The organism is Acidovorax sp. WCS2018Noco2-16 (assembly GCF_031843945.1).
Lineage (GTDB): Bacteria > Pseudomonadota > Gammaproteobacteria > Burkholderiales > Burkholderiaceae_C > Paracidovorax.
Window position 1 is genome coordinate 239,057 of record NZ_JAVTJJ010000003.1, and the last position, 19,691, is coordinate 258,747.

Annotated in this window: 21 protein-coding genes; 15 read left to right on the forward strand and 6 right to left on the reverse strand. The window is 66.5% G+C overall.

What is annotated here, in order from left to right:
* Nucleotides 1-10: 10 nt before the first annotated feature.
* From ligK to RQI28_RS10580, 7 genes are read left to right on the forward strand one after another with little or no spacing between them, the layout of a single operon-like run.
* Nucleotides 11-694 carry a 4-carboxy-4-hydroxy-2-oxoadipate aldolase/oxaloacetate decarboxylase gene (gene ligK, locus RQI28_RS10550; RefSeq protein ID WP_311222094.1) on the forward strand — a complete coding sequence of 228 codons (684 nt, stop codon included), beginning with the start codon at nucleotides 11-13 and terminating at the stop codon, nucleotides 692-694.
* Between the two features lie 53 nt (nucleotides 695-747).
* The gene (locus RQI28_RS10555; RefSeq protein ID WP_311222095.1) at nucleotides 748-1,755 is read left to right on the forward strand and encodes a tripartite tricarboxylate transporter substrate binding protein; all 1,008 of its coding nucleotides are present in this window, start codon (nucleotides 748-750) and stop codon (nucleotides 1,753-1,755) included.
* Nucleotides 1,756-1,804: 49 nt separating this feature from the next.
* Nucleotides 1,805-2,791, forward strand: coding sequence for a tripartite tricarboxylate transporter substrate binding protein (locus tag RQI28_RS10560; protein ID WP_311222096.1), 987 nt, complete (start codon nucleotides 1,805-1,807; stop codon nucleotides 2,789-2,791).
* Between the two features lie 58 nt (nucleotides 2,792-2,849).
* A complete protein-coding gene (locus RQI28_RS10565) occupies nucleotides 2,850-3,785 on the forward strand; it encodes an amidohydrolase family protein (protein WP_311222374.1) in 936 nt (311 codons plus the stop codon).
* A 13-nt stretch (nucleotides 3,786-3,798) separates the two neighbouring features.
* Nucleotides 3,799-4,263, forward strand: coding sequence for a protocatechuate 4,5-dioxygenase subunit alpha (gene ligA / locus RQI28_RS10570; protein WP_311222097.1), 465 nt, complete (start codon nucleotides 3,799-3,801; stop codon nucleotides 4,261-4,263).
* Between the two features lie 2 nt (nucleotides 4,264-4,265).
* Nucleotides 4,266-5,138, forward strand: coding sequence for a class III extradiol dioxygenase subunit beta (locus RQI28_RS10575; protein WP_311222098.1), 873 nt, complete (start codon nucleotides 4,266-4,268; stop codon nucleotides 5,136-5,138).
* Between the two features lie 48 nt (nucleotides 5,139-5,186).
* Nucleotides 5,187-6,140, forward strand: coding sequence for a Gfo/Idh/MocA family oxidoreductase (locus RQI28_RS10580; protein ID WP_311222099.1), 954 nt, complete (start codon nucleotides 5,187-5,189; stop codon nucleotides 6,138-6,140).
* A gap of 186 nt (nucleotides 6,141-6,326) precedes the next feature.
* On the opposite strand, the gene RQI28_RS10585 is transcribed toward RQI28_RS10580, so the two are convergent.
* Both RQI28_RS10585 and RQI28_RS10590 read right to left on the reverse strand, forming a co-directional pair.
* A complete protein-coding gene (locus tag RQI28_RS10585; protein ID WP_311222100.1) occupies nucleotides 6,327-7,328 on the reverse strand; it encodes a PDR/VanB family oxidoreductase in 1,002 nt (333 codons plus the stop codon).
* A complete protein-coding gene (locus RQI28_RS10590; RefSeq protein WP_311222101.1) occupies nucleotides 7,325-8,497 on the reverse strand; it encodes an ABC transporter substrate-binding protein in 1,173 nt (390 codons plus the stop codon). Before RQI28_RS10590 ends, RQI28_RS10585 begins: the two co-directional genes overlap by 4 nt.
* Nucleotides 8,498-8,713: 216 nt before the next feature.
* Between RQI28_RS10590 and RQI28_RS10595 the strand changes: the two genes are divergently transcribed.
* The 4 genes from RQI28_RS10595 to RQI28_RS10610 are packed head-to-tail and all read left to right on the forward strand — an operon-like array spanning nucleotide 8,714 to nucleotide 11,997.
* Nucleotides 8,714-10,084, forward strand: a complete 1,371-nt coding sequence (locus tag RQI28_RS10595; RefSeq protein ID WP_311222102.1) for an aromatic ring-hydroxylating dioxygenase subunit alpha — start codon at nucleotides 8,714-8,716, stop codon at nucleotides 10,082-10,084.
* On the forward strand, nucleotides 10,074-10,607 hold the full coding sequence (locus RQI28_RS10600) for an aromatic-ring-hydroxylating dioxygenase subunit beta (protein WP_311222103.1): 534 nt from the start codon (nucleotides 10,074-10,076) through the stop codon (nucleotides 10,605-10,607). Before RQI28_RS10595 ends, RQI28_RS10600 begins: the two co-directional genes overlap by 11 nt.
* Entirely contained in the window at nucleotides 10,604-11,203 is a 600-nt protein-coding gene (locus RQI28_RS10605; protein ID WP_311222104.1) for an isochorismatase family cysteine hydrolase, read from the forward strand. Before RQI28_RS10600 ends, RQI28_RS10605 begins: the two co-directional genes overlap by 4 nt.
* The gene (locus tag RQI28_RS10610; protein ID WP_311222105.1) at nucleotides 11,200-11,997 is read left to right on the forward strand and encodes an SDR family oxidoreductase; all 798 of its coding nucleotides are present in this window, start codon (nucleotides 11,200-11,202) and stop codon (nucleotides 11,995-11,997) included. The genes RQI28_RS10605 and RQI28_RS10610 overlap by 4 nt, the downstream gene beginning before the upstream one ends.
* Before the next feature lie 3 nt (nucleotides 11,998-12,000).
* On the opposite strand, the gene RQI28_RS10615 is transcribed toward RQI28_RS10610, so the two are convergent.
* Nucleotides 12,001-12,996 (reverse strand): AraC family transcriptional regulator, encoded by a 996-nt coding sequence (locus RQI28_RS10615; RefSeq protein WP_311222106.1) that lies wholly within the window; start codon nucleotides 12,994-12,996, stop codon nucleotides 12,001-12,003.
* Nucleotides 12,997-13,167: 171 nt separating this feature from the next.
* On the opposite strand from RQI28_RS10615, the gene RQI28_RS10620 reads away from it, so the two are divergent.
* Together RQI28_RS10620 and RQI28_RS10625 are read left to right on the forward strand one after the other, a co-directional pair.
* Entirely contained in the window at nucleotides 13,168-14,406 is a 1,239-nt protein-coding gene (locus RQI28_RS10620) for a dienelactone hydrolase family protein (protein ID WP_311222107.1), read from the forward strand.
* Between the two features lie 365 nt (nucleotides 14,407-14,771).
* Nucleotides 14,772-15,017: a hypothetical protein gene (locus RQI28_RS10625; RefSeq protein WP_311222108.1), complete on the forward strand. Its 246-nt coding sequence runs from the start codon at nucleotides 14,772-14,774 to the stop codon at nucleotides 15,015-15,017.
* 43 nt (nucleotides 15,018-15,060) lie between these two features.
* On the opposite strand, the gene RQI28_RS10630 is transcribed toward RQI28_RS10625, so the two are convergent.
* On the reverse strand, nucleotides 15,061-15,522 hold the full coding sequence (locus tag RQI28_RS10630; protein ID WP_311222109.1) for a hypothetical protein: 462 nt from the start codon (nucleotides 15,520-15,522) through the stop codon (nucleotides 15,061-15,063).
* A gap of 25 nt (nucleotides 15,523-15,547) precedes the next feature.
* Nucleotides 15,548-16,186, reverse strand: a complete 639-nt coding sequence (locus RQI28_RS10635) for a hypothetical protein (RefSeq protein ID WP_311222110.1) — start codon at nucleotides 16,184-16,186, stop codon at nucleotides 15,548-15,550.
* Nucleotides 16,187-16,203: 17 nt separating this feature from the next.
* Between RQI28_RS10635 and RQI28_RS10640 the strand changes: the two genes are divergently transcribed.
* Nucleotides 16,204-17,205: an aldo/keto reductase gene (locus RQI28_RS10640; RefSeq protein ID WP_311222111.1), complete on the forward strand. Its 1,002-nt coding sequence runs from the start codon at nucleotides 16,204-16,206 to the stop codon at nucleotides 17,203-17,205.
* 75 nt (nucleotides 17,206-17,280) lie between these two features.
* Here the strand turns inward: RQI28_RS10640 and RQI28_RS10645 are convergent, their stop codons facing one another.
* A complete protein-coding gene (locus tag RQI28_RS10645; protein ID WP_311222112.1) occupies nucleotides 17,281-18,096 on the reverse strand; it encodes an IclR family transcriptional regulator C-terminal domain-containing protein in 816 nt (271 codons plus the stop codon).
* Nucleotides 18,097-18,309: 213 nt separating this feature from the next.
* Here RQI28_RS10645 and pobA point away from each other — a divergent pair, with 213 nt between their 5' ends.
* On the forward strand, nucleotides 18,310-19,560 hold the full coding sequence (gene pobA / locus RQI28_RS10650) for a 4-hydroxybenzoate 3-monooxygenase (RefSeq protein ID WP_311222113.1): 1,251 nt from the start codon (nucleotides 18,310-18,312) through the stop codon (nucleotides 19,558-19,560).
* Nucleotides 19,561-19,691: the final 131 nt, after the last annotated feature.

The window sequence follows — 19,691 nt, forward strand, 5'->3', positions numbered from 1 at the left end:
AGAGACAAACATGTACGAACTAGGCGTTGTCTACCGCAACATCAGCCGAGCCGACCGCGCAGCGGCCGACGGCCTGGCCGCGCTGGGCTCGGCCACGGTGCACGAGGCCATGGGCCGCGTGGGCCTGCTCAAGCCCCACATGCGGCCCATCTACTCCGGCGCGCAGGTGTCGGGCACTGCGGTCACCGTGCTGCTGCACCCGGGCGACAACTGGATGCTGCACGTGGCGGCCGAGCAGATCCAGCCCGGCGACATCGTGGTGGCCGCCATCACCGCCGAATGCACCGACGGCTATTTCGGCGACCTGCTGGCCACCAGCTTTCAGGCGCGCGGTGCGCGGGCGCTGGTCATCGATGCGGGCGTGCGCGACGTGAAGACGCTGCAGGAGATGGGCTTTCCGGTGTGGAGCAAGTGCATCAGCAGCAAGGGCTGCATCAAGGCCACCATCGGCTCGGTGAACATTCCGGTGGTGTGCGCCGGCATGCTGGTCACGCCCGGCGACGTGATCGTGGCGGACGACGACGGCGTGGTGTGCGTGCCCGCTGCGCGTGCCGCAGAAACGTTGGCCGCCGCCACCAGGCGCGAGAGCTTCGAGGGCGAAAAGCGCGCCAGGCTGGCCTCGGGCGTGCTGGGCCTGGACATGTACAAGATGCGCGAGCCACTGGCCGCCGCGGGCCTGAAGTACATCGACTGACCTCCTGTCCTGGCCTTCTTCCCATTCCATTCCTACAACGAGAGACAAAAGCCATGCGCCCACCAGCCCAACGTACCTCCCGCCGTACCTTGATCGCCACCCTGGCCAGCGCCGCCTGCGCGCTGGCTGCCGCCCTGCCCCTGGCCGCGCACGCCCAGGCGTACCCGACCAAGGCCGTGCGCATCATCACGCCCTTTCCAGTGGGTGGCGGGCCTGATGGCGTGGCGCGCCTGGTGGCCGACCGGCTGTCGCGCACCTGGGGCCAGCCCGTCACCGTGGACAACCGGCCCGGCGGCAACGGCTTCATCGCCATCGATGCCTTCAAGCGCGGCGCCAAGGACGGCACGGATCTGATCGTGCTGGACAACGTGCACCTGGCCGCCTATCCGAGCCTCTTCAAAAAGCTGCCTTATGACCCGGTCAAGGACTTCGACCCGCTGCTGCCGCTCTTCAAGGCGTACTTCTTCTTCACCGTGGGCAGCACCAGCCGCTATCAGAAGGTGTCTGACCTCATCGCCGATGCCAAGGCGAACCCGGGCAAGCTGAACTACGGCTCGTGGTCGGTGGGCAACCCGGTGCATCTGGGCTCCGAGCTGTTCGAGTCGATCACCGGCACGCAGATGGAGCATGTGGTCTACAAGGAGACCACGCAGCTCTACAGCGCCGTTTCTACCGGCGACCTGGCTTTTGCCCTGGGCACCGCCGCCACGGCCGGGCCACTGCAGCGGGCGGCCAAGCTGCGCTTTCTGGCCATCGCCGCACCGCAGCGGTCGGCCTCTTACCCCGACGTGCCCACGGTGGCCGAATCGGGCGGCCCGAAGGGCTTCGAGGTCACCGGCTGGAACGCGCTGGTGGTGCCGCCGGGCCTGCCCGCCGCCGTCGCCGACAAGATCCGCCGGGACGTGGAGGACGCGCTGAAGGCGCCCGAGTTGCTGGAGAAGTTCAAGAGCTTCGCGTATGAGCCCTTCCCCACCACGCGACCCGAGTTCGCGCAGTTCATCCAGACCGAGAGCCAGCGCTTCGGCGAAGTGATCCGCAAAGCCAACGTGTCGTTGGACTGAAGCCGGAAGGACCAATGTGCCCATCTGCCCTCATCTCCTTGCCCCGTCTTTGCTTCGCGCAGATCGCCGCCGCGCGCTGACCATGCTGTCGGCGGCGGGCGCAGCCATGGCGCTGCCGCTGCAGGCATGGGCCGATGCCGCGTACCCCGCCAGGCCAGTGCGCGTCATCGTCGGCTACTCGGCCGGCGGCGCGGTCGACGCGGTGGCCCGCAGCGTGAGCCAGGCGCTGTCGGCCAGCTTGGCCCAGCCGTTCGTGATCGAGAACAAGCCCGGCGCCGGAACCAACATTGCCGTCAAGGCGACCATCGACGCGCCCGCCGACGGCTACACGCTGATGGTGACGGCCAACGCGCTGGCGGCCAACATGGCGCTCTACCAACCCGCGCCCTTCGACGCCGAGCGCGACCTGGTGGCGGTGTCGCTCATCGGCCGCGTGCCGGTGGTGATCGCCGCCAACGCCAGCGCGCCCTACGCCAGCATCCGCCAGCTGATCGCCGACGCGAAGGCGCAGCCGCGCAGCATCGCGTTCGCCTCGCCGGGCAACGGCTCCACGCCGCACATGGCGGTGGAGTTCTTCGAGCGGGCGGCGGGCATCGAGCTGCGGCACATTCCGTACCGCGGCGGCGCACAGGCGCTGACCGACGTGATCGGCGGGCAGTTGCCGCTGATCGCCGTGAATGCGCTGGAGGTGCAGCCGCACGTGCAAAGCGGCAAGCTGAAAGTCCTGGCGGTGCTCAGCCCCCAGCGCAGCGCCGTCTTTCCCGACGTGCCCACCATCGCCGAGTCGGGCTTTCCCGGCTTCGAGGCCTCGGTCTGGTACGGCGTGGTGGCGCCTGCCGCCACGCCCCTGCCGGTGGTAGAGCGCCTGCATGCCGAAGTGCAGAAAGCGTTGCAGACGCAGGCCGTGCGCGAGCGCATGACCCAGGTGGGCGGCGAAGTGCTGCCGGGCAACCGCGAGCTGTTCGTGCAGCTGGTCCGTGCCGAACGGGTGCGCTACGAGAAGCTGGTGCGCGAAGCGCAGATCAAGCCGGACTGACCCGCCCGCAGCGCGGCCCCGACCCTGTTTCATGAATTCCGAGAAAGCGATTCACACCATGAGCAAGCCGACTTCCGGCCCTTTCGAGAAAACGCCCGGCTGGCTGGACTGGTACGCCGGCCCAAGCCGCCCGCGCTTCCAATTGCCGCCCGGCAGCGTGGACGCGCACTGCCACGTGTTCGGCCCGGGTGAAGAGTTTCCGTTCGCGCCCGAGCGCAAGTACACGCCGTGCGACGCCAGCAAGCAGCAGTTGTTCGCCCTGCGCGACCACCTGGGCTTTGCGCGCAACGTGATCGTGCAGGCCACCTGCCACGGGGCGGACAACCGCGCGATGGTGGACGCGTGCCAGGCCGCGGGCGGCAGGGCGCGCGGCATTGCCACGGTACGCCGCAGCATCGGCGACGCCGAACTGCAGGAGCTGCACGAGGCCGGCGTGCGCGGCGTGCGTTTCAACTTCGTCAAGCGGCTGGTGGACTTCACGCCCAAGGACGAGTTGCTGGAGATCGCCGGCCGCATCCAGAAGCTGGGCTGGCACGTGGTGATCTATTTCGAGGCTGTGGATCTGCCCGAGCTGTGGGACTTCTTCACGCAGCTGCCCACGACGGTGGTGGTCGACCACATGGGCCGGCCCGACGTGCGCCAGCCCATCGACGGGCCGGAGTTCTCGCTGTTTTTGAAGTTCATGCGCGAGCACCCGAACGTGTGGAGCAAGGTGAGCTGCCCCGAACGCCTGTCTGTCGCCGGCCCGCCGGCCCTGGATGGCGAACAGGACGCCTACCGAGACGTGGTGCCCTTCGCGCGCCGCGTGGTGGAAGAATTTCCCGATCGCGTGCTGTGGGGCACCGACTGGCCCCACCCCAACTTGAAAGACCACATGCCCGACGACGGGCTGCTGGTGGACTTCATCCCGCACATCGCGCCGACCGCTGAGCTGCAGAAAAAGCTGCTGGTCGACAACCCGATGCGCTTGTACTGGCCTGAAGAAGTCAAGTAAGAAGGAGCACGACATGGCTCTTGACAAACCCTACCTCGACGTGCCCGGCACGATCATTTTCGACGCCGATCAAAGCCGTAAGGGCTACTGGCTGAACCAGTTCTGCATGAGCCTGATGAAGCCCGAAAACCGCGTGCGCTTCAAGACGGACGAACGGGCCTATCTGGACACCTGGCCGATGAGCGAAGAACAAAAGCAGGCCGTGCTGACGCGCGACTTGAACTGGTGCATGCGTACCGGCGGCAACATCTACTTTCTGGCCAAGATCGGCGCCACCGATGGCCGCAGCTTCCAGCAGATGGCCGGCAGCATGACGGGCATGACCGAGCAGGAATACCGCGACATGATGATCGGCGGTGGCCGCAGCATCGAAGGCAACCGCTACACCGGCGAAGAAGGCTCCGCGCAGCCGCACCGCCAGCCGCAGGGCGCGTCGCACGCCACGGCCCCCGTCACGACGCAAAAGAAGGAAGGCTGACCATGGCCCGCATCACCGCATCCGTCTTCACATCGCACGTGCCCGCCGTGGGCGCCGCGATGGATCTGGGCAAGACGCAGGAGCCTTACTGGGCTCCCCTCTTCGCCGGCTACGAGTTCTCGCGCCAGTGGTTGAAGGACAACAAGCCCGACGTGATCATCCTCGTGTTCAACGACCATGCCACGGCCTTCAGCATGGACATGATTCCCACCTTCGCCATCGGCACCGCAGGCGAATACCTGTCGGCCGACGAAGGCTGGGGCCCGCGCCCCGTGCCCAAGGTGGTGGGCCACCCCGAACTGGCCGGCCACATCGCGCAGAGCGTGATCCAGCAGGACTTCGACCTCACCATCGTCAACAAGATGGACGTGGACCACGGCCTGACGGTGCCGCTGTCGCTGCTGTGCGGCGAACAGCACCCGCAGCACGGCGCCTGGCCCTGCCCGGTGATTCCTTTCGCCGTGAACGTGGTGCAGTACCCGGCGCCCAGCGGCCAGCGCTGCTTCAACCTGGGCCGAGCCATCCGCAATGCGGTCGAGTCGTTCGACGAAGACCTGAACGTGCAGATCTGGGGCACGGGCGGCATGAGCCACCAGCTGCAGGGCGCGCGCGCGGGCCTCATCAACGCCGACTGGGACAACCGCTTTCTCGACCGCCTGATCGCCGAGCCGGCCGAGCTGGCCAAGGTGCCGCACATCGAATACGTTCGCGAAGCCGGCAGCGAAGGCATCGAGCTGGTGATGTGGCTGATCGCACGCGGTGCCATGGCCGACGTGGCAGGCGGCCCGCCGCCGCGCGTGGCGCACCGCTTCTTCCACGTGCCGGCCTCCAACACCGCCGTGGGACACCTCATCCTCGAGGAAGCCAAGGCCTGATCTGCTCGGCCCCCTTCCGTTCGATACAAGAACATAGGAACTCGCAACATGACTATCAAAGTCGCACTGGCAGGCGCTGGCGCCTTCGGCATCAAGCACCTGGACGGCATCCAGAACATCGACGGCGTCGAGGTTGTCTCGCTGATCAGCCGCGACCTGGAAAAGACCCGCGAAGTGGCCACCAAATACGGCATCGGCCACGTCACCACCGATCTGAACGCTGCGCTGTCGCTGCCCGAGGTGGACGCCGTGATTTTGTGCACGCCCACACAGATGCACGCCGAGCAGACCATCGCCTGCCTGAAGGCCGGCAAACACGTGCAGGTCGAAATTCCACTGGCCGACAGCCTGAAAGGCGCCGAAGACGTCGTGGCGCTGCAAAAGCAGACCGGCCTCGTGGCCATGTGCGGCCACACGCGCCGCTTCAACCCCAGCCACCAGTACGTGCACCAGCAAGTGCAAAAGGGCGCGTTCAACATCCAGCAGATGGATGTGCAGACCTACTTCTTTCGGCGCACCAACACCAACGCGCTGGGCCAGGCCCGCAGCTGGACGGACCACCTGCTGTGGCACCACGCAGCGCACACGGTCGATCTGTTCGCCTACCAGGCGGGCAGCCCCATCGTGCAGGCCAATGCCATCCAGGGACCCATCCACCCCACGCTGGGCATCGCGATGGACATGAGCATCCAGTTGAAGGCCGAAAGCGGTGCGATCTGCACCCTCAGTTTGAGCTTCAACAACGACGGCCCGCTGGGCACGTACTTCCGCTACATCGGCGACACCGCCACCTACCTGGCGCGTTACGACGACCTGTACAACGGCAAGGACGAGCAGATCGACGTGAGCCAGGTCGACGTGTCGATGAACGGCATCGAACTGCAGGACCGCGAGTTCTTCGCCGCCATTCGCGAGGGCCGCGAGCCCAACGCCAGCGTGGGCCGGGTGTTGGGTTGCTACCAGGTGCTGCACCAGCTGGAGCAGCAGCTGAACGCGGGTTGATTTCAAGCAAAATCGTGCTCTAGCGCTTGTCAATAGGTCATATATTGCTATAATATTTATAGCAATCAATGGTCTGAAGTCTTTGGCGATGAGGGGTGTGCGCCGGCGCAGGCCGATGCGGGTATCGCATCGGCCGCCGGTCATTCGCCCGGGTTGTGTGCCCCAGCCTCGCGTGACGGCTGGGGACTACAGCTTCAACACCAGCAGCGGGCCTTTGCACCGCGACACGCATGGGTGCATGACCTGGCCCTTCTTTTTCTCGTTCTCGGTCAGCACGTAGTCGCGGTGGTCGATGTCGCCGGAGACCACCGGCACCATGCACACGCCGCATTCGCCGCGTTCGCAGTCGAACAGCACGTCGTAGCCGGCTTCGTTCAACACGTCCAGCAAGGTGCGGTCTGCGGGCACATGCAGCCTGCGGCCGCTGCCTGCCAATTCCACGTCGAAAGCCTTGTCCGCCGCCTCGCCCTGCGGAGCGGAAAACAGCTCGAAATGAACCCGCTCCGAACCCCAGCCCAACTGGGCCGTGTGGCGCAGCACGGCATCCAGCATCGGTTGCGGGCCGCACACATACACGTGATCTTGCAGCTGGCAGCCCGCCAGGATGTCGGCCACCCCGAGTGGCCCGCCCTGCTCGTCGTCCGCATGCACCCGCAGGTCGTCCCCCAGTAGGGTTTGCAACTCGGGCAGCCAGGCCATCGATGCGCGGCTGCGGCCTGCGTAGTGCAGCGTCAAGACCTGCCCGATGGCCCGCCCGTGCGCGGCCATGCTGGCCATGGGCGTGATGCCGATACCGCCGGCGATCAGCACCGAGCGAGCCTTGTGCGCAGCATGCGCAAAATCGTTGCGCGGCGGCTCGATGACCAGCGTGTCCCCGGTCTGCACTGCATGGTGCATGTGGTGCGAACCGCCGCGGCTGGCGGGATCCAGGCGCACCGCCAGCAGATAGTCGGCGGGCGAGTCGGTGGCGCAGGGCGTGGGATCGAGGTTGACCAGTGAATAGCGCCGCCAGTCGTCTCGGCCATCGTGCGTGCGCACCTGCACGTTGACATGGGCGCCTGCCGTGAAACCGGGCAAGGCGTCGTCGCTACGCAGGCGGAACACCCGCACATCGCCGGCCGTCAGCCAGGTCTCTTCAACCCGCACCTTGATCGTCGTGCCAACGGGAGCAGCCGCCGCGACCATCATTTCATCGTGCAGGAGGCCACGAAGGCGTCTGCCTGGTTTTCCAGCGTGGTGCCCAGCAGCCGGTTGGTGATGCGGCCCTGGCTGTCTTTCTCGACCACCCGCATGTAGATGTTCTGGATGGGGTATTGGTTGGTGTTGAACTTGAAGGCGCCTCTGACTGACTGGAAGTCGGCTGCCTTCAAGCCCTTGAGGAACAGTTCGCGATCTTCGATTTTGCCGCCGGCCGTCTTCACCGCGCCGTCGATCAGCAAGGCGGTGTCGTAGCCCTGCGAGGCGTACATGCTGGGCGCGCGGCCATAGGTTTTCTGGAAGTCCTCGACGAATTTCTTGTTGACCGGACCGGGCAGGTCGGGGGACCACTGCGAGCCGTTGTAAGTGCCCAGCAGCGCAGGGCCGACAGCCCTGAAGGTGTCTTCATCGGCTGAAAACCCCGGGGCCAGCAGCGCCATTTGCTTGCCCAGGCCGGCGGTACCGAATTGCTTGATGAAGTTGACGCCCGTGCCGCCCGGCAGGAAGAAGAAGACCGCATCAGGCTTGCCGGCACGCAAGGTGGCGAGTTCGGACGAAAAGTCGAGCTGGCCGACCTTGGAGTAGAGCTCCTGGGAAACTTCGCCCTTGAATAGTCGTTTGAAGCCGGTCAGGGATTCACGGCCGCCGGGGTAATTCGGCGCGATCAGTGCCACGCGGTTGAATTTCTTTTCGTTGGCAAATTTGCCCATGGCCACTGGAATATCTTCGTTCTGCCACGCGGTCGCGAAGAAGTTCTTGTGGCATTTCGCGCCCGCATAGTCCGCCGGGCCGGTATTGGGGCTCAGGTAGACCGTGCCGCTGTTGAGAATCATCGGCAGCACCGGCAGCAGCACGTTCGAGAATGCGATGCCCGTCACGATGTCCACCTTGTCGCTCTTGATCATGCGGTCCAGGGCCTGCCGGGCGATGTCCGGGCTCTGCTGGTCGTCCACCAGTTTCAGCGTGACCGGCAAACCGCCCAGCTTGTCCCCGCTGTGCTTGATGCCCAGGGCGAAACCGTCACGCAGCTCCTCGCCGATCACCGCGCCAGGCCCCGAGAGGGTGGTGACGAAGCCGATCTTCAGGGGCTCGCTGGCGTGGGCGGTGGCGGCCAGCGCAAGGGCAGAAATCGCAAGGCAGGCCAGTCGGGGTTTTTTCATGGGGCGGTCCAGGCAGTGGAAGGAAGGACGAGGTGGTGCATAAAGTCTGGTGGCCGCAGTGGGCGGACGCTATCCGCAAATCGCACCGGACTCGTCCGATTTCAGAGGCTCCCCCTTCGCTGCCGATACCGGACGAAGCTTTGCGGATGTTGGCTATTGCCGCTGCTCCAAGCTGCCCACACTGGGTGCACTAGATCACTCAGCAGAGGTTTGGACATGATCAGCAAGGAAGAAATAGACAGTCTTGTGCGGCCCGACAGCGTGCATAAACGCGTCTATACCGACCCCGAGATATTTGCCCTGGAGATGGAGCGTATCTACGGGCAGGCCTGGATCTACGTCGGCCATGAGAGCCAGGTGCCCCAGACCGGGGACTACCACACCACACGCCTGGGCGATCAGGACGTGGTGATGGTGCGGGCCGCCGACGGCGGTGTGAAAGTGCTCTACAACCGCTGCCCGCACAAAGGCGCCAAGCTGGTGGCGGAAGGCGACGGCTGTGCCGGCAAGTTCTTTCGCTGCCCCTACCACGCGTGGACTTTCAAGCTCGACGGCTCGCATTTTTCGGCGCCCCTGCGCACGGCCTTCGAGGGCACCGAGTACGACCCCGCCAATCCGCAGTTTTCGATGATGCCGCTGGCCCGCGTCGATAGCTATCGGGGTTTTGTCTTCGCCAGCCAAAGCCCTACCGGCATCGATCTCACAGCTTTCCTCGGTGGCGTGGCATCGTCCATCGACAACCTGTGCGATCGATCGCCCGTGGGCGAGGTCGAGGTGGCGGGCGGCGTGTTCCGCGTCGAGCAGCCGTCGAACTGGAAGGTGTTCTACGAAAACCTGCACGACACGATGCATGCGCGGGTGACGCACGAATCTTCCTTCGTGGCGGCGCGAGAAGAGGCCGAGGCCATCGGCGAGATGCCTTTCGAGCTGCTCATCCAGGACGGCAATGGCGAGCCCTATGCCTTCTGGGAAAAGCTCGAGCTGCGCGCCTACCGTTACGGGCACGGCTACATGGAGGGCATCTTCGACGCCCGCGCTGCCACCCGCGACCCGGTCGCACGTGCGCATTTCGCTTGCCTTGCAGAGGCGCGCGGCGAAGCGCAGGCGCAGGCGGTGCTGGGCATGAGCCGCCACAACACCGTGCTGTACGGCAGTGGTTCGCCGCACAACGTGTTTCAGCAGTTCCGGGTGATACGACCGCTGGCCGTGGACCGCACGCTGGTGGAGATCCAGCTGTTTCGCTGCAAGGGCGCGCCGCGCGAGGTGTGGGATCGCGCGCTGACTTACGCCAACGTGGTCAATTCGCCTTCGTCCAACGTGATGCCTGACGACGTGGAGGTCTACCGCCGCTGCCAGGAGGGCAACAACACCCGGGGTGGCGACTGGGTCAGCCTGCACCGCTACCTGGGCACTGACACCGTGCTGCCCGACGGCGCGGTGTCCACCAATGGCACCAGCGAGCTGCCCATGCGCAACCAGTTCGCCGCCTGGCGCGAGTACATGGTGGTGGAGGGGTCGCCGAAGGTGATACCGATCCACCGCGAAGGCGCTGCCTCGGCATCGTCGGAGTGTTCCCATGCTGCTTGACCATCGTATCGACCTGGCGCTGGCGCCCACCGAACCCTGCGACCTGGATCTGGCCGCCCTGCGCGGCGTGGAGCAGGCGCTGTTCCACGAAGCACGCTTGCTGGACGAGCGCCGCTTTCACGAATGGCTGGCCCTGTGGACCGACGAGGGCCGCTACTGGGTGCCGCGCCACCACGACCAGGTGGATCCCTTCGAGCAAATTTCATTGTTCTGGGAAGACCGCATGCTGCGCGAGACCCGTGTGAGACGGTTGCTGAACGCGCGCAACTGGTCGCAGCAACCTGTGACCCGCAGCAGCCGGCTGGTGGGCAACATCCAGGTCGAGGGTTTCGACGCCGCCGGCCATCTCATCGTGCGATCCAACCTGCAATACACCGAATACCGGCTGCAGCAGCGGCAACTGGCCGGCCAGGTGTTCCACAAGCTGGCGCCGGCAGGCGGCGGTGGCTGGAAGCTGCAGCTCAAAAGGGTGAACCTGGTGAGCTGCGACAGTGTGTTCGCCAGCCTGGAGGTATTTATTTGACGACCACCTCCGCCTCTTCCACCGCCTTGCTGGCCCTGCACTACCAGAACGACGTGGTGCACCCCGAGGGCCGCATCCGCGTCGGGCTGGGCGAGGACGACGCTGCCCGCGCGGCTGTCACCCAGGCGGCTGCGCGGCTGCTGGCCGGTGCCCGGCACCAGGGCTGGACCATCGTGCATGTGCGCATCGCCTTCCGGCCCGACTATGCCGACTGCCCGCGCAATACGCCCATCTTCCGCCAGGCCATCGCGCTGGGCGCAGCGCGTGATGGCGACTGGGGCAGCGAGTTCTTCGAGCTGCTGGCACCGCAGCCGGGCGCGGACGAATTCGTGGTTACGCACACACGCATCAGTGCCTTTGTCGGCACGCCTGTCGGGCAGTTGCTGCGCATGCGTGGCGTGCAGCACCTGGTGGTCGCGGGGGTCTCCACCCATTCCGTGGTCGAGAACACGGTGCGGGATGCGGCCGACCAGGGCTTTGATGTCCGCGTGGCGGCAGACGCCTGTGCGGCCGCCGCGCCTGGCGTGCACGCGGCGGCGCTGCGCAGCATGTCGTTGGTGGCCACCATCGGCGACGTGGCGGAGGCCCTGGCGTGAGCGCGGCGGCGCGCCTGCTCGGCAAGGTAGCCGTCGTCACCGGCGCGGCACAGGGTTTGGGGCGAGACATTGCCGCCCGGCTGGTGGCGGACGGGGCCGACGTGCTGCTGGTCGACCGCCAGCGGCAAGCCGGCGAGGCCGCCGCGCGGCACATGGGCGCGGCCGCCACGTATGTCGAAGCCGACATCACCGACGACGACCAGATCCAGGCCGCCATTGACACCGCCATGGCGCGCTTCGGCCGGCTCGATTTTCTGGTCAACAACGCGTGCGTGTACGCCGATCAGGGCCTGGCGTCTCCTCGCGAAATGTGGCTGCAGACGCTCAACGTCAATCTGGTGTCGGCGGCGATGTTCACGCACCTGGCGTCGGCGGTGATGGGGCACGGCTCGGTCATCGTCAATGTGGGCAGCACTGGCGGCAAGTTCGGTGCGGCAGGGCGGGCGCTGTACCCGGCGTCGAAGGCGGGGCTGCTGCAGATCACCCGCAACATCGCGGTCACTCTGGCACCCCGCGGCATTCGTTGCCTGAGCGTTTCGCCGGCCTGGACCTGGTCGCCCGCCATGGAGGCCATGACCGGCGGCGATCAGGCACGCGCCGATGCGGTGGGTGCCCGGTTGCACCCGCTGGGGCGTGTGGGGCGCGGCGAGGACGTGGCGGCGGTGGTGGCCTTCGCCTGCTCGCCCGATGCCGGCTGGATCACGGGTGTGGATCTGCCGGTGGACGGCGGCTTTTCAGCGCTGGGGCCGGATCAGGGGCGCTCGCCGCGCCAGTGGCTTGCCGACTCTGAATGACACTCAGCGGCGGGCGGTTGTCTCGCGCGGCAGCTCGCCAAAACGCTGCTGGTAATACGAAGAAAACCGTCCCAGGTGGCCGAAGCCGTGGTCCATCGCCACGTCGGTGATCCGGCAGTCGCGGCCGCTGCTGAGCTTTTGCCGTGCGGCGTCCAGCCGCATCTGGCGCAGCCACACCATGGGGCCTACGCCGAACCGACGCTTGCAGTACAGATGCAGCGTGCGTGAACTGACCCCCGCCGCCCGGGCCAGATCTTCCAGCGACAGCGGCGCGCACAGCCGAGCCATGGCGTAGCGCTCGGCGGCGGCCAGGGGTTCGGAATCGGCGCGCGGCGTGGTCAAGCCGTCGTCCGCAGGGGTGTCGCCCAGCCGGCGCTGCTGCGTCAGAAGAAACAGCGCAAGGCCGAATTCCACCTCTTCGAGCCAGGCTGGCACCTGGGCATCATCGCCAGGCAACCCCGACATCAAACCCTGCACCAAACCGGCCCAGCGCGAATAGTCCACGCCATCCATGCGGGAGGCCGGAGTCAGTGTTCCATCGACCGGCCCGTGGCGTGACCGCCAGCTTCCGCAGGCTTGGGCGGCCTCGTGCATCAGCTGGCGGGGCAGCCGCAGGATGAGTTGTTCGGAGTCGCGGCTCAAATTCAGCCGCAGCTCGCGCTGGGGCGCGACCACCACCGCCTGGCCGGCCTCGACCGTCATGCGATGCCCGTCGCTCAAGATGTCGACGCAGCCGCGCAGCGGCATCTGCACGAGAAAAAAGTCCTGGAAGCCGCCGCAGTGGACTTCCACCTCGGGGCCGTAGCGAAGAATCATCATCTTGGCCCGCCGCGAGTGGGCGCTGTGCAGGCTGTAGTCGATGTCGCCTGCGCCGCAGCGCAGCCGGTGTTCCGACAGCTCTGGCCCCAACTGACGGCAGGAGTCGGGGATGCTGGTGGTGCGGAACACCGGGTGGCTGTAGACGCGGGACAGATCCATGGCGTGGGGAAACGCGCTCATATGGGCCTCATCGGGGGCTATTCTTGTGGAACGTTCATGCAATTGCATGCCGTTGACCTGCCGCCGCTGGCGTTGTTGGCCGAATTCGGCAATTGCCATTTCTGGCTAGTCCAGCTGAGTGATCGGGTGTCTCATAGCAGCATCGCACTCCACCCCCCATGAAGGAACCCCATGCATTCCACATTGACAGTCGCCAGCCTGGATGGCACTGGTAATTTCTCCGCCCACATTGCCTACCCCGCATCGGGCCGGGGGCCTGGCGTGGTGATCTGCCAGGAGATTTTTGGCGTCAACGCCAACATGCGCGCGGTGGCCGCGCAATACGCGGCAGAAGGCTACGTGGCCATCGTGCCCGACCTGTTCTGGCGCGAAAAACCCGGCATCGAACTGGGGTTTGGCCCGGCCGATTTCGAGCAAGCCTTTGGCCATTTGCAGAAGTTCGACCTGGACAAGGGCATTGAAGACATCCAGGCCTGCCTGAACCTGCTGCGCACCCTGCCCGAAGTGGACAAGGCGGTCGGCCAGGGCCTGGTCGGTTTCTGCCTGGGCGGCCGGCTGGCCTACTTTGCAGCCTGCCGCACGGATGCGGCGGTGTGCGTGGGCTACTACGGCATGGGCATCGAACACGCGCTGCCCGAGGCCGCCCACATCACCGGCCGGCTGGTGCTGCATTTCGCCGAGCTCGACCATTACTGCACTGCCGATGCAAGAGCTGCCATCGCTGCGGCCATCGGTGGCAAAAAGGGTGTGGAGATCTACACCTATCCGGGCGTGGATCATGCATTTGCGCGTGCCGGTGGGGCGCACTTCGACAAGCTCGCATCGACCATGGCGCACCAGCGCACCATCGCCGCGCTCAAACGCGAGATCGGCCCCGAATTCGATTTGTCCGCCCTGTGGGACAAGCACTGCGAGTACGAGTTCGGCACCCGCAACGTGGACGACACCATGGCGACCATGGTGGCCGAGCCCTACGTCAACCACATCCCCACCATGACCGGCGGCGTGGGTTACCGCCAGCTCTACCGCTTCTACAAGCACCACTTCGTGCACGGCAATCCGCCCGACATGGTGCTCAAGCCCTTGTCCCGCACCATCGGCGCGAACCAGGTCGTGGACGAATTCATCCTGGAGTTCACCCACAGCACCGAGATCGACTGGCTGCTGCCGGGCCTGGCACCGACCGGCCGCAAGGTGACCGTTCCCATGCTGGGCGTCATCCGGTTCATCGGCGACAAGCTGTGCCACGAACACATCTACTGGGATCAGGCCAGCGTGCTGGTGCAGATCGGCGCGCTCGACCCCACCGGCCTGCCGGTGGCCGGTGCCGAGACGGCCGGCAAACTGGTGGACGAGACGCTGCCGTCCAATACCCTGATGGCGCGCTGGAGCAGCAGCGAAGCGCTCTGAGTCACCCGGCCGCCGGAGCGCAGCCGGCGGCCTTCTTTTCTTGCCTGCTCCGCGTGGGGGCCGGCGACGCCCACGCCAGCGTGGCGCGCATGCGGGCCTGCCACCAGGTGCTGCACCAGCCAGGGCAGCCGTTGAACAGAGCAGGATGTTTTGAGTCAAATGAGGCTCTGGCGCTTACTGGATAAGCGCTAGTCGCTACTTTTTCCATAGCAGTGCAGATGGTGAGCCAGCCAGGCTGGTGCGCTAGCCACGCGCTGCTTCTGCCCGTTTGGACGGCCTAGAATGCGCCCCTTTGCTCTCTGCCCTCTGTTTGCCGGTCTCTGCCGCCGTCAACGGCCTTGGCCCTGCACTCCCGACGCCCACTCATGCCCGCCACCGAAATCACTGTCACCCCCGCCGGCAAAGTGGCCGGCAAGGACATGCTCATCCCGACCGGGCAGGAGGGTGCGTACTTCCCGCATATCCAGGACTGGCTGACGGCCCAGCTTCAGGCCAAGAAGGCGGTGCGTGACGTGAGCACGCAGGTGCTGGTCAAGGGGATCAAGCAGTGGGCCGCGTATGAACAGAAGGCGGGCGGCAAGAAGGTGCTGACGGTCTTCAAGATCACCTGAGATCGCCGTCAGGTGCTGGGGGCCTGTGCCCCGCAGCGGCCAGCTAACCCGCGTATTGCTTGAGCACGACCGGCTCGGCAGCCGTTGCCGGCCAGAGCTGCAGGTGGTAGCGGTCGTCTCCCTCCAGGCCGCTGCCAGACACCGTGCCCAGCCCGGCGCACGCAAGGCGCACGCGGTACATGCCTGGTGCCACGGGAATGCGTGCTGCATCGGGCAGGTAATCGCTGCTGCCGGCAATCACCAGTTGGCCGCTGGACGCCACCAGAGTGCACTCGACCACGTGGTCCCAGGCGGTCAGGTCCAAGGCCGGTGCTTCGCCCAGCAGCTCCAGCGACACCGGCACGCTCATGTTGCGCGCCGTGCCTATGCCCACCACGCCGGGCCCCACGGTCAGCATGCGCGCCACGTCGTCATCGCTCCACTGCGCTGCGATATCGCGGCCCTCTGCGTGATCGTCTTGCAGATAGAACTGAAAGTAGTCGGCGAACAGGGTGACGTGGAGCATGTTGGTGTTTAGCGGGCAGCAGGACTCAAGGCGCCTGCAATGGCACGCGCTGCTCGATGAGCGCGTAGGTTTCGGGGGTGAGGATGGCCTTGGGCACCGGCAGGCACACGGCGTTGTCCACGAACAAAAACACCAGCGTTTCGCTCTCCTGCCGGCTATGAAAGCCTGCCCATTGCCAGAAGCAGTGCGTTGCGCGGGTGCGCTGCTCGATGCAGTCGCCCCGCACATCCACTGACTGGGGCGAAAGGCAGTAGCCGTCGTCCCGGAACATCGCTTGTTGAATCGCATGGGTGCCTGAGCTGAACAGCGCCCACACCCCGAACACACCCACCACCAGCCCGACGGCGCCTACGGCCAGATGGGTACCCACGCTGGGCAGCGATTCGATCCAGCGCATCAGGAACACCAGAACCACCACGGATGCGACCCACAGCAGAGCGGCCCGCCACCACGGCATGGATCGGCGGCCCGCACCGCTGCGCAACTGGGCCTTGGCATGGGCCAGCATGCGCTTTTGCAACTCGGCGTTGTCGCTGCGCGTCAGGGCGAAGGACGGAATGGGGTGGTTGGGTTCGGTGTGCACCACGCCACTATAGGACGGGCCATCACGCCCTTGGCCGCTGGCATGGCGGGTCGCCGTGGGGGGCTCGCTGCGCCTGTGCATGGCGTTAAGCTCGTGCCATGCAACAACGAAACCTCGGACCTTTCTCCGTCTCGGCCATCGGCCTGGGCTGCATGAACCTGTCGCACGCCTACGGCCCGCCGGCTGCGCCCGAGCAGGCCGAGCGCGTGCTGCTCGCCGCGCTGGATGCGGGCGTGACGCTGTTCGACACAGCGGCGCTCTACGGCTTCGGCGCCAACGAAACGCTGGTCGGCCGCGTGCTGAAAAGCCACCGCAGCCGCTTCACGCTGGCCAGCAAATGCGGCATGCAGGGTGTGGACGTGAAGGGCGACGGCAACCTGGTGCGCGTGATCGACGGCCGTCCGGCCACGCTGCGCAAGACCTGCGAAGACAGCCTGCGCCGCCTGCAGACCGACGTGATCGACCTGTATTACCTGCACCGTTGGGACAAGAGCGTGCCCATCGAAGAGAGCGTGGGCGGCCTGGCTGAGCTGGTGCGCGCGGGCAAGATCCGCAGCATCGGCCTGTCGGAGGTGTCGGCCACCACACTGCGGCGCGCGCATGCCGAGCACCCCATCGCCGCCGTGCAGACCGAGTATTCGCTGTGGACGCGCAACCCCGAGATCGCCGTGCTGGACGCCTGCCGCGAGCTGGGCACCGCCTTCGTCGCCTTCAGCCCGGTGGCGCGCGGTTTTCTCTGCGGGCCGCTCGATGTGGCCGCGCTGGACGCCAAGGACATTCGCCGCGCCATGCCGCGCTTCGCGCCCGACAACTACGCCGTCAACGCGCGCCTGCTGAAGCCTTTCACGGCCCTGGCGGGCGAAGCCGGCTGCACGCCGGCGCAGCTGGCGATTGCGTGGCTGCTGCACCGGGGCGAGCACATCATTCCGATTCCGGGCACCACCAGCGTGGCGCATCTGCAGGAAGACCTGGGCGCTGCGGATGTGCGCCTGTCGGCCGACGTGGTGGCGCGGGCCGAGGCGCTGATCAACCAGCAAACCGTGGCGGGCGGGCGCTACAACGCGCAGGGCACGGGCGAGGTGGATACCGAGTCGTTCTGACCCGTGCCCATTGGCTTGCTATTGACTTGATAGCTGCAAGCGCTTGATGGATAAGCGCTAGAGGCCAATAACACCTTAAAGCAAGGGCCGCAGCTCGCGCGCAGCGTCCTGCAGCATCGGCAGCAGGTCGCGCTGCAGGCGAGCGGGAGGCAGCCGCTGCGGCGACGTCACCACGTTGAGCGCGGCCACCGTGCGGCCCTGCAGATCGCGCAGCGGCACGGCCAGGGCCACCACGCCCAGCTCGTGCTCTTCGCTGGCGATGCAGCAGTCGGCCGTGCGGGCCGCGTCGATGGCGGCGCGCAGCGCGGGCGCCTCGGTCTGGGTGTAGGCCGTCAGGCGCGGCAGCGGGTGGCCGCGCAGCCAGTCGCGCACAGCGCTCTTGGGCAGGGCCGCCAGCAGCATGCGGCCGGTGGAGGTGGCGTGCGCGGGCAGGCGGCTGCCCAGGTGCAGGCCGTAGGCCAGCACGCGGTCGCCCGCGTCGCCGCTCCGTCCATTGCCCTGCTGGGCGGTGCTGCGCGCCACGATGACGACCTCGCGCCCTTCCAGCACCACGGCGGAAAACGGCAGCTGCGTCTGCGCGGCCAGCCGGTTGAGCGTGGGCTGCACCACGCGCGGCAGCCGTGCCGACGCCAGGTAGCTGCCCGCCAGCCGCAGCACCTTGGGCGCGAGCCAGAAGTACTGCCCGTCGGTTTCAAGATAGCCCAGGTGCGCCAGCGTGAGCAGATGGCGCCGCGCAGCCGCGCGCGTCAGGCCCGCGCGCTCGGCCGCCAGCGTGGCGTTGAGGCGCTGGCGCTCGGTGTCGAAGCTCTCCAGCACGGCCATGCCCTTGGCCATGCCGGCGATGAAGTCGGCATGGGCGATGCCGGCCGCGGATGTGGTGCGAGTTGCCATCGTTGCCTGATGTGGTGCGGTGGTGCGCTGGGCGGTCGAATAATAGTACTGCGCGATCATCGCATGGGCTGCGCGATGATCGCGCAGTCAATGGTCGATGGCACTGGTGCCTGACCGATGGCGCTTCTACGCTGTGGGCTGTTGATTGATTATTTAACGGACTCACATCGAAACACCAGCGCCCGCCCCAGGCAGGCGGCCAAAGACACGCCCATGACTTCCCTTGAAGCTGCACCTACTTCGTCCTCTGCTGCTGCGGCAGCCGTAGCCGTTCCATTCACCACCCAGGTCGCCATCATCGGCGCCGGCCCGTCCGGCTTGCTGCTGGGGCAATTGCTGCACCGTGCGGGCATCGACGCGGTGATCATCGAGCGCCAGCCGGCCGACTACGTGCTGGGCCGCATTCGCGCCGGCGTGCTGGAGCAGGTGACCATCGACTTGCTGCAGCAAGCCGGCGTGGGCGAGCGCATGCAGCAAGAGGGCCTGGTGCATGGCGGCTTCGATCTGCTGCTCCATGGTCAGCGCCACCGCATCGACCTGCAGGCGCTGACGGGCGGCCAGCACGTGATGGTCTACGGCCAGACCGAGGTGACGCGCGATTTGATGCAGGCGCGCGCTGCAGCAGGCTTGCCCACCGTGTATGAAGCCGCGAACGTGCAGGTGCATGACTTCGATTCGGCCCGCCCGCGCGTGACCTACGAGAAGGACGGCGTCACGCATACGCTGGCCTGCGATTTCATCGCGGGCTGCGACGGCTTTCACGGCGTGTGCCGCGCCAGCGTGCCGCCAAGCGCGCTGCAGACCTACGAAAAGGTCTACCCCTTCGGCTGGCTGGGCATGCTGTCGGACACGCCGCCGGTGCACCACGAATTGATCTACGCGAACACGCCGCGCGGCTTTGCGCTGTGTTCGCAGCGCAGCGCCACGCGCAGCCGTTACTACCTGCAGGTGCCACTGACCGACAAGATCGAGCAGTGGAGCGACGACGCCTTCTGGGCCGAGCTGCGCCTGCGCCTGGACCCGCAGGCGCGCGAGCACCTGGTGACCGGCCCCAGCCTGGAAAAGAGCATCGCCCCGCTGCGCAGCTTCGTCACCGAGCCGCTGCGCTTTGGCCGCCTGTTCCTGGCCGGCGACGCCGGGCACATCGTGCCGCCGACGGGCGCCAAGGGCCTGAACCTGGCAGCGACCGACGTGAAATACCTGTCCGGCGCGTTCATCGAGTTCTATGCCGAGCGCAGCGAGGCCGGCATCGACGGCTATTCGGCGCGGTGCTTGAAGCGCATCTGGCGCGCCGAGCGCTTTTCCTGGTGGTTCACGCAACTGATGCACAACTTTCCGGGCGACGACGCGGCGATGGCGGCAAAGTTTCAGGCGGCGGAGATTGACTACCTGCTGCATTCCGACGCGGGCGCGCGCACCATCGCAGAGAACTATGTGGGCCTGCCGCTCGACTTCGGCGACTAAGCCTGCCACCGCCACCGCCACCGCCTTGGCTTGCTCGGCCGGTGGTGGAGGCGGAGACATCAGCGCACCTGCCGTCGGGTCAGGGGTTTCAAGCCTTTTAGGCCTCCAGCGCCCGTTTATCAAGCGCTAAT

Bases quoted from the DNA above. Each gene is read 5' to 3' on its own strand.
- RQI28_RS10585 (WP_311222100.1), bottom strand. From the start codon at position 7,328: ATGATGGTCGCGGCGGCTGCTCCCGTTGGCACGACGATCAAGGTGCGG.
- RQI28_RS10625 (WP_311222108.1), top strand. From the start codon at position 14,772: ATGCCCGCCACCGAAATCACTGTCACCCCCGCCGGCAAAGTGGCCGGC.
- RQI28_RS10580 (WP_311222099.1), top strand. From the start codon at position 5,187: ATGACTATCAAAGTCGCACTGGCAGGCGCTGGCGCCTTCGGCATCAAG.
- RQI28_RS10600 (WP_311222103.1), top strand. From the start codon at position 10,074: ATGCTGCTTGACCATCGTATCGACCTGGCGCTGGCGCCCACCGAACCC.
- RQI28_RS10620 (WP_311222107.1), top strand. From the start codon at position 13,168: ATGCATTCCACATTGACAGTCGCCAGCCTGGATGGCACTGGTAATTTC.
- RQI28_RS10645 (WP_311222112.1), bottom strand. From the start codon at position 18,096: ATGGCAACTCGCACCACATCCGCGGCCGGCATCGCCCATGCCGACTTC.
- RQI28_RS10555 (WP_311222095.1), top strand. From the start codon at position 748: ATGCGCCCACCAGCCCAACGTACCTCCCGCCGTACCTTGATCGCCACC.
- RQI28_RS10575 (WP_311222098.1), top strand. From the start codon at position 4,266: ATGGCCCGCATCACCGCATCCGTCTTCACATCGCACGTGCCCGCCGTG.
- RQI28_RS10590 (WP_311222101.1), bottom strand. From the start codon at position 8,497: ATGAAAAAACCCCGACTGGCCTGCCTTGCGATTTCTGCCCTTGCGCTG.
- RQI28_RS10565 (WP_311222374.1), top strand. From the start codon at position 2,850: ATGAGCAAGCCGACTTCCGGCCCTTTCGAGAAAACGCCCGGCTGGCTG.
- RQI28_RS10640 (WP_311222111.1), top strand. From the start codon at position 16,204: ATGCAACAACGAAACCTCGGACCTTTCTCCGTCTCGGCCATCGGCCTG.
- ligA (WP_311222097.1), top strand. From the start codon at position 3,799: ATGGCTCTTGACAAACCCTACCTCGACGTGCCCGGCACGATCATTTTC.
- pobA (WP_311222113.1), top strand. From the start codon at position 18,310: ATGACTTCCCTTGAAGCTGCACCTACTTCGTCCTCTGCTGCTGCGGCA.
- RQI28_RS10595 (WP_311222102.1), top strand. From the start codon at position 8,714: ATGATCAGCAAGGAAGAAATAGACAGTCTTGTGCGGCCCGACAGCGTG.
- RQI28_RS10635 (WP_311222110.1), bottom strand. From the start codon at position 16,186: ATGCACAGGCGCAGCGAGCCCCCCACGGCGACCCGCCATGCCAGCGGC.
- ligK (WP_311222094.1), top strand. From the start codon at position 11: ATGTACGAACTAGGCGTTGTCTACCGCAACATCAGCCGAGCCGACCGC.
- RQI28_RS10615 (WP_311222106.1), bottom strand. From the start codon at position 12,996: ATGAGCGCGTTTCCCCACGCCATGGATCTGTCCCGCGTCTACAGCCAC.
- RQI28_RS10630 (WP_311222109.1), bottom strand. From the start codon at position 15,522: ATGCTCCACGTCACCCTGTTCGCCGACTACTTTCAGTTCTATCTGCAA.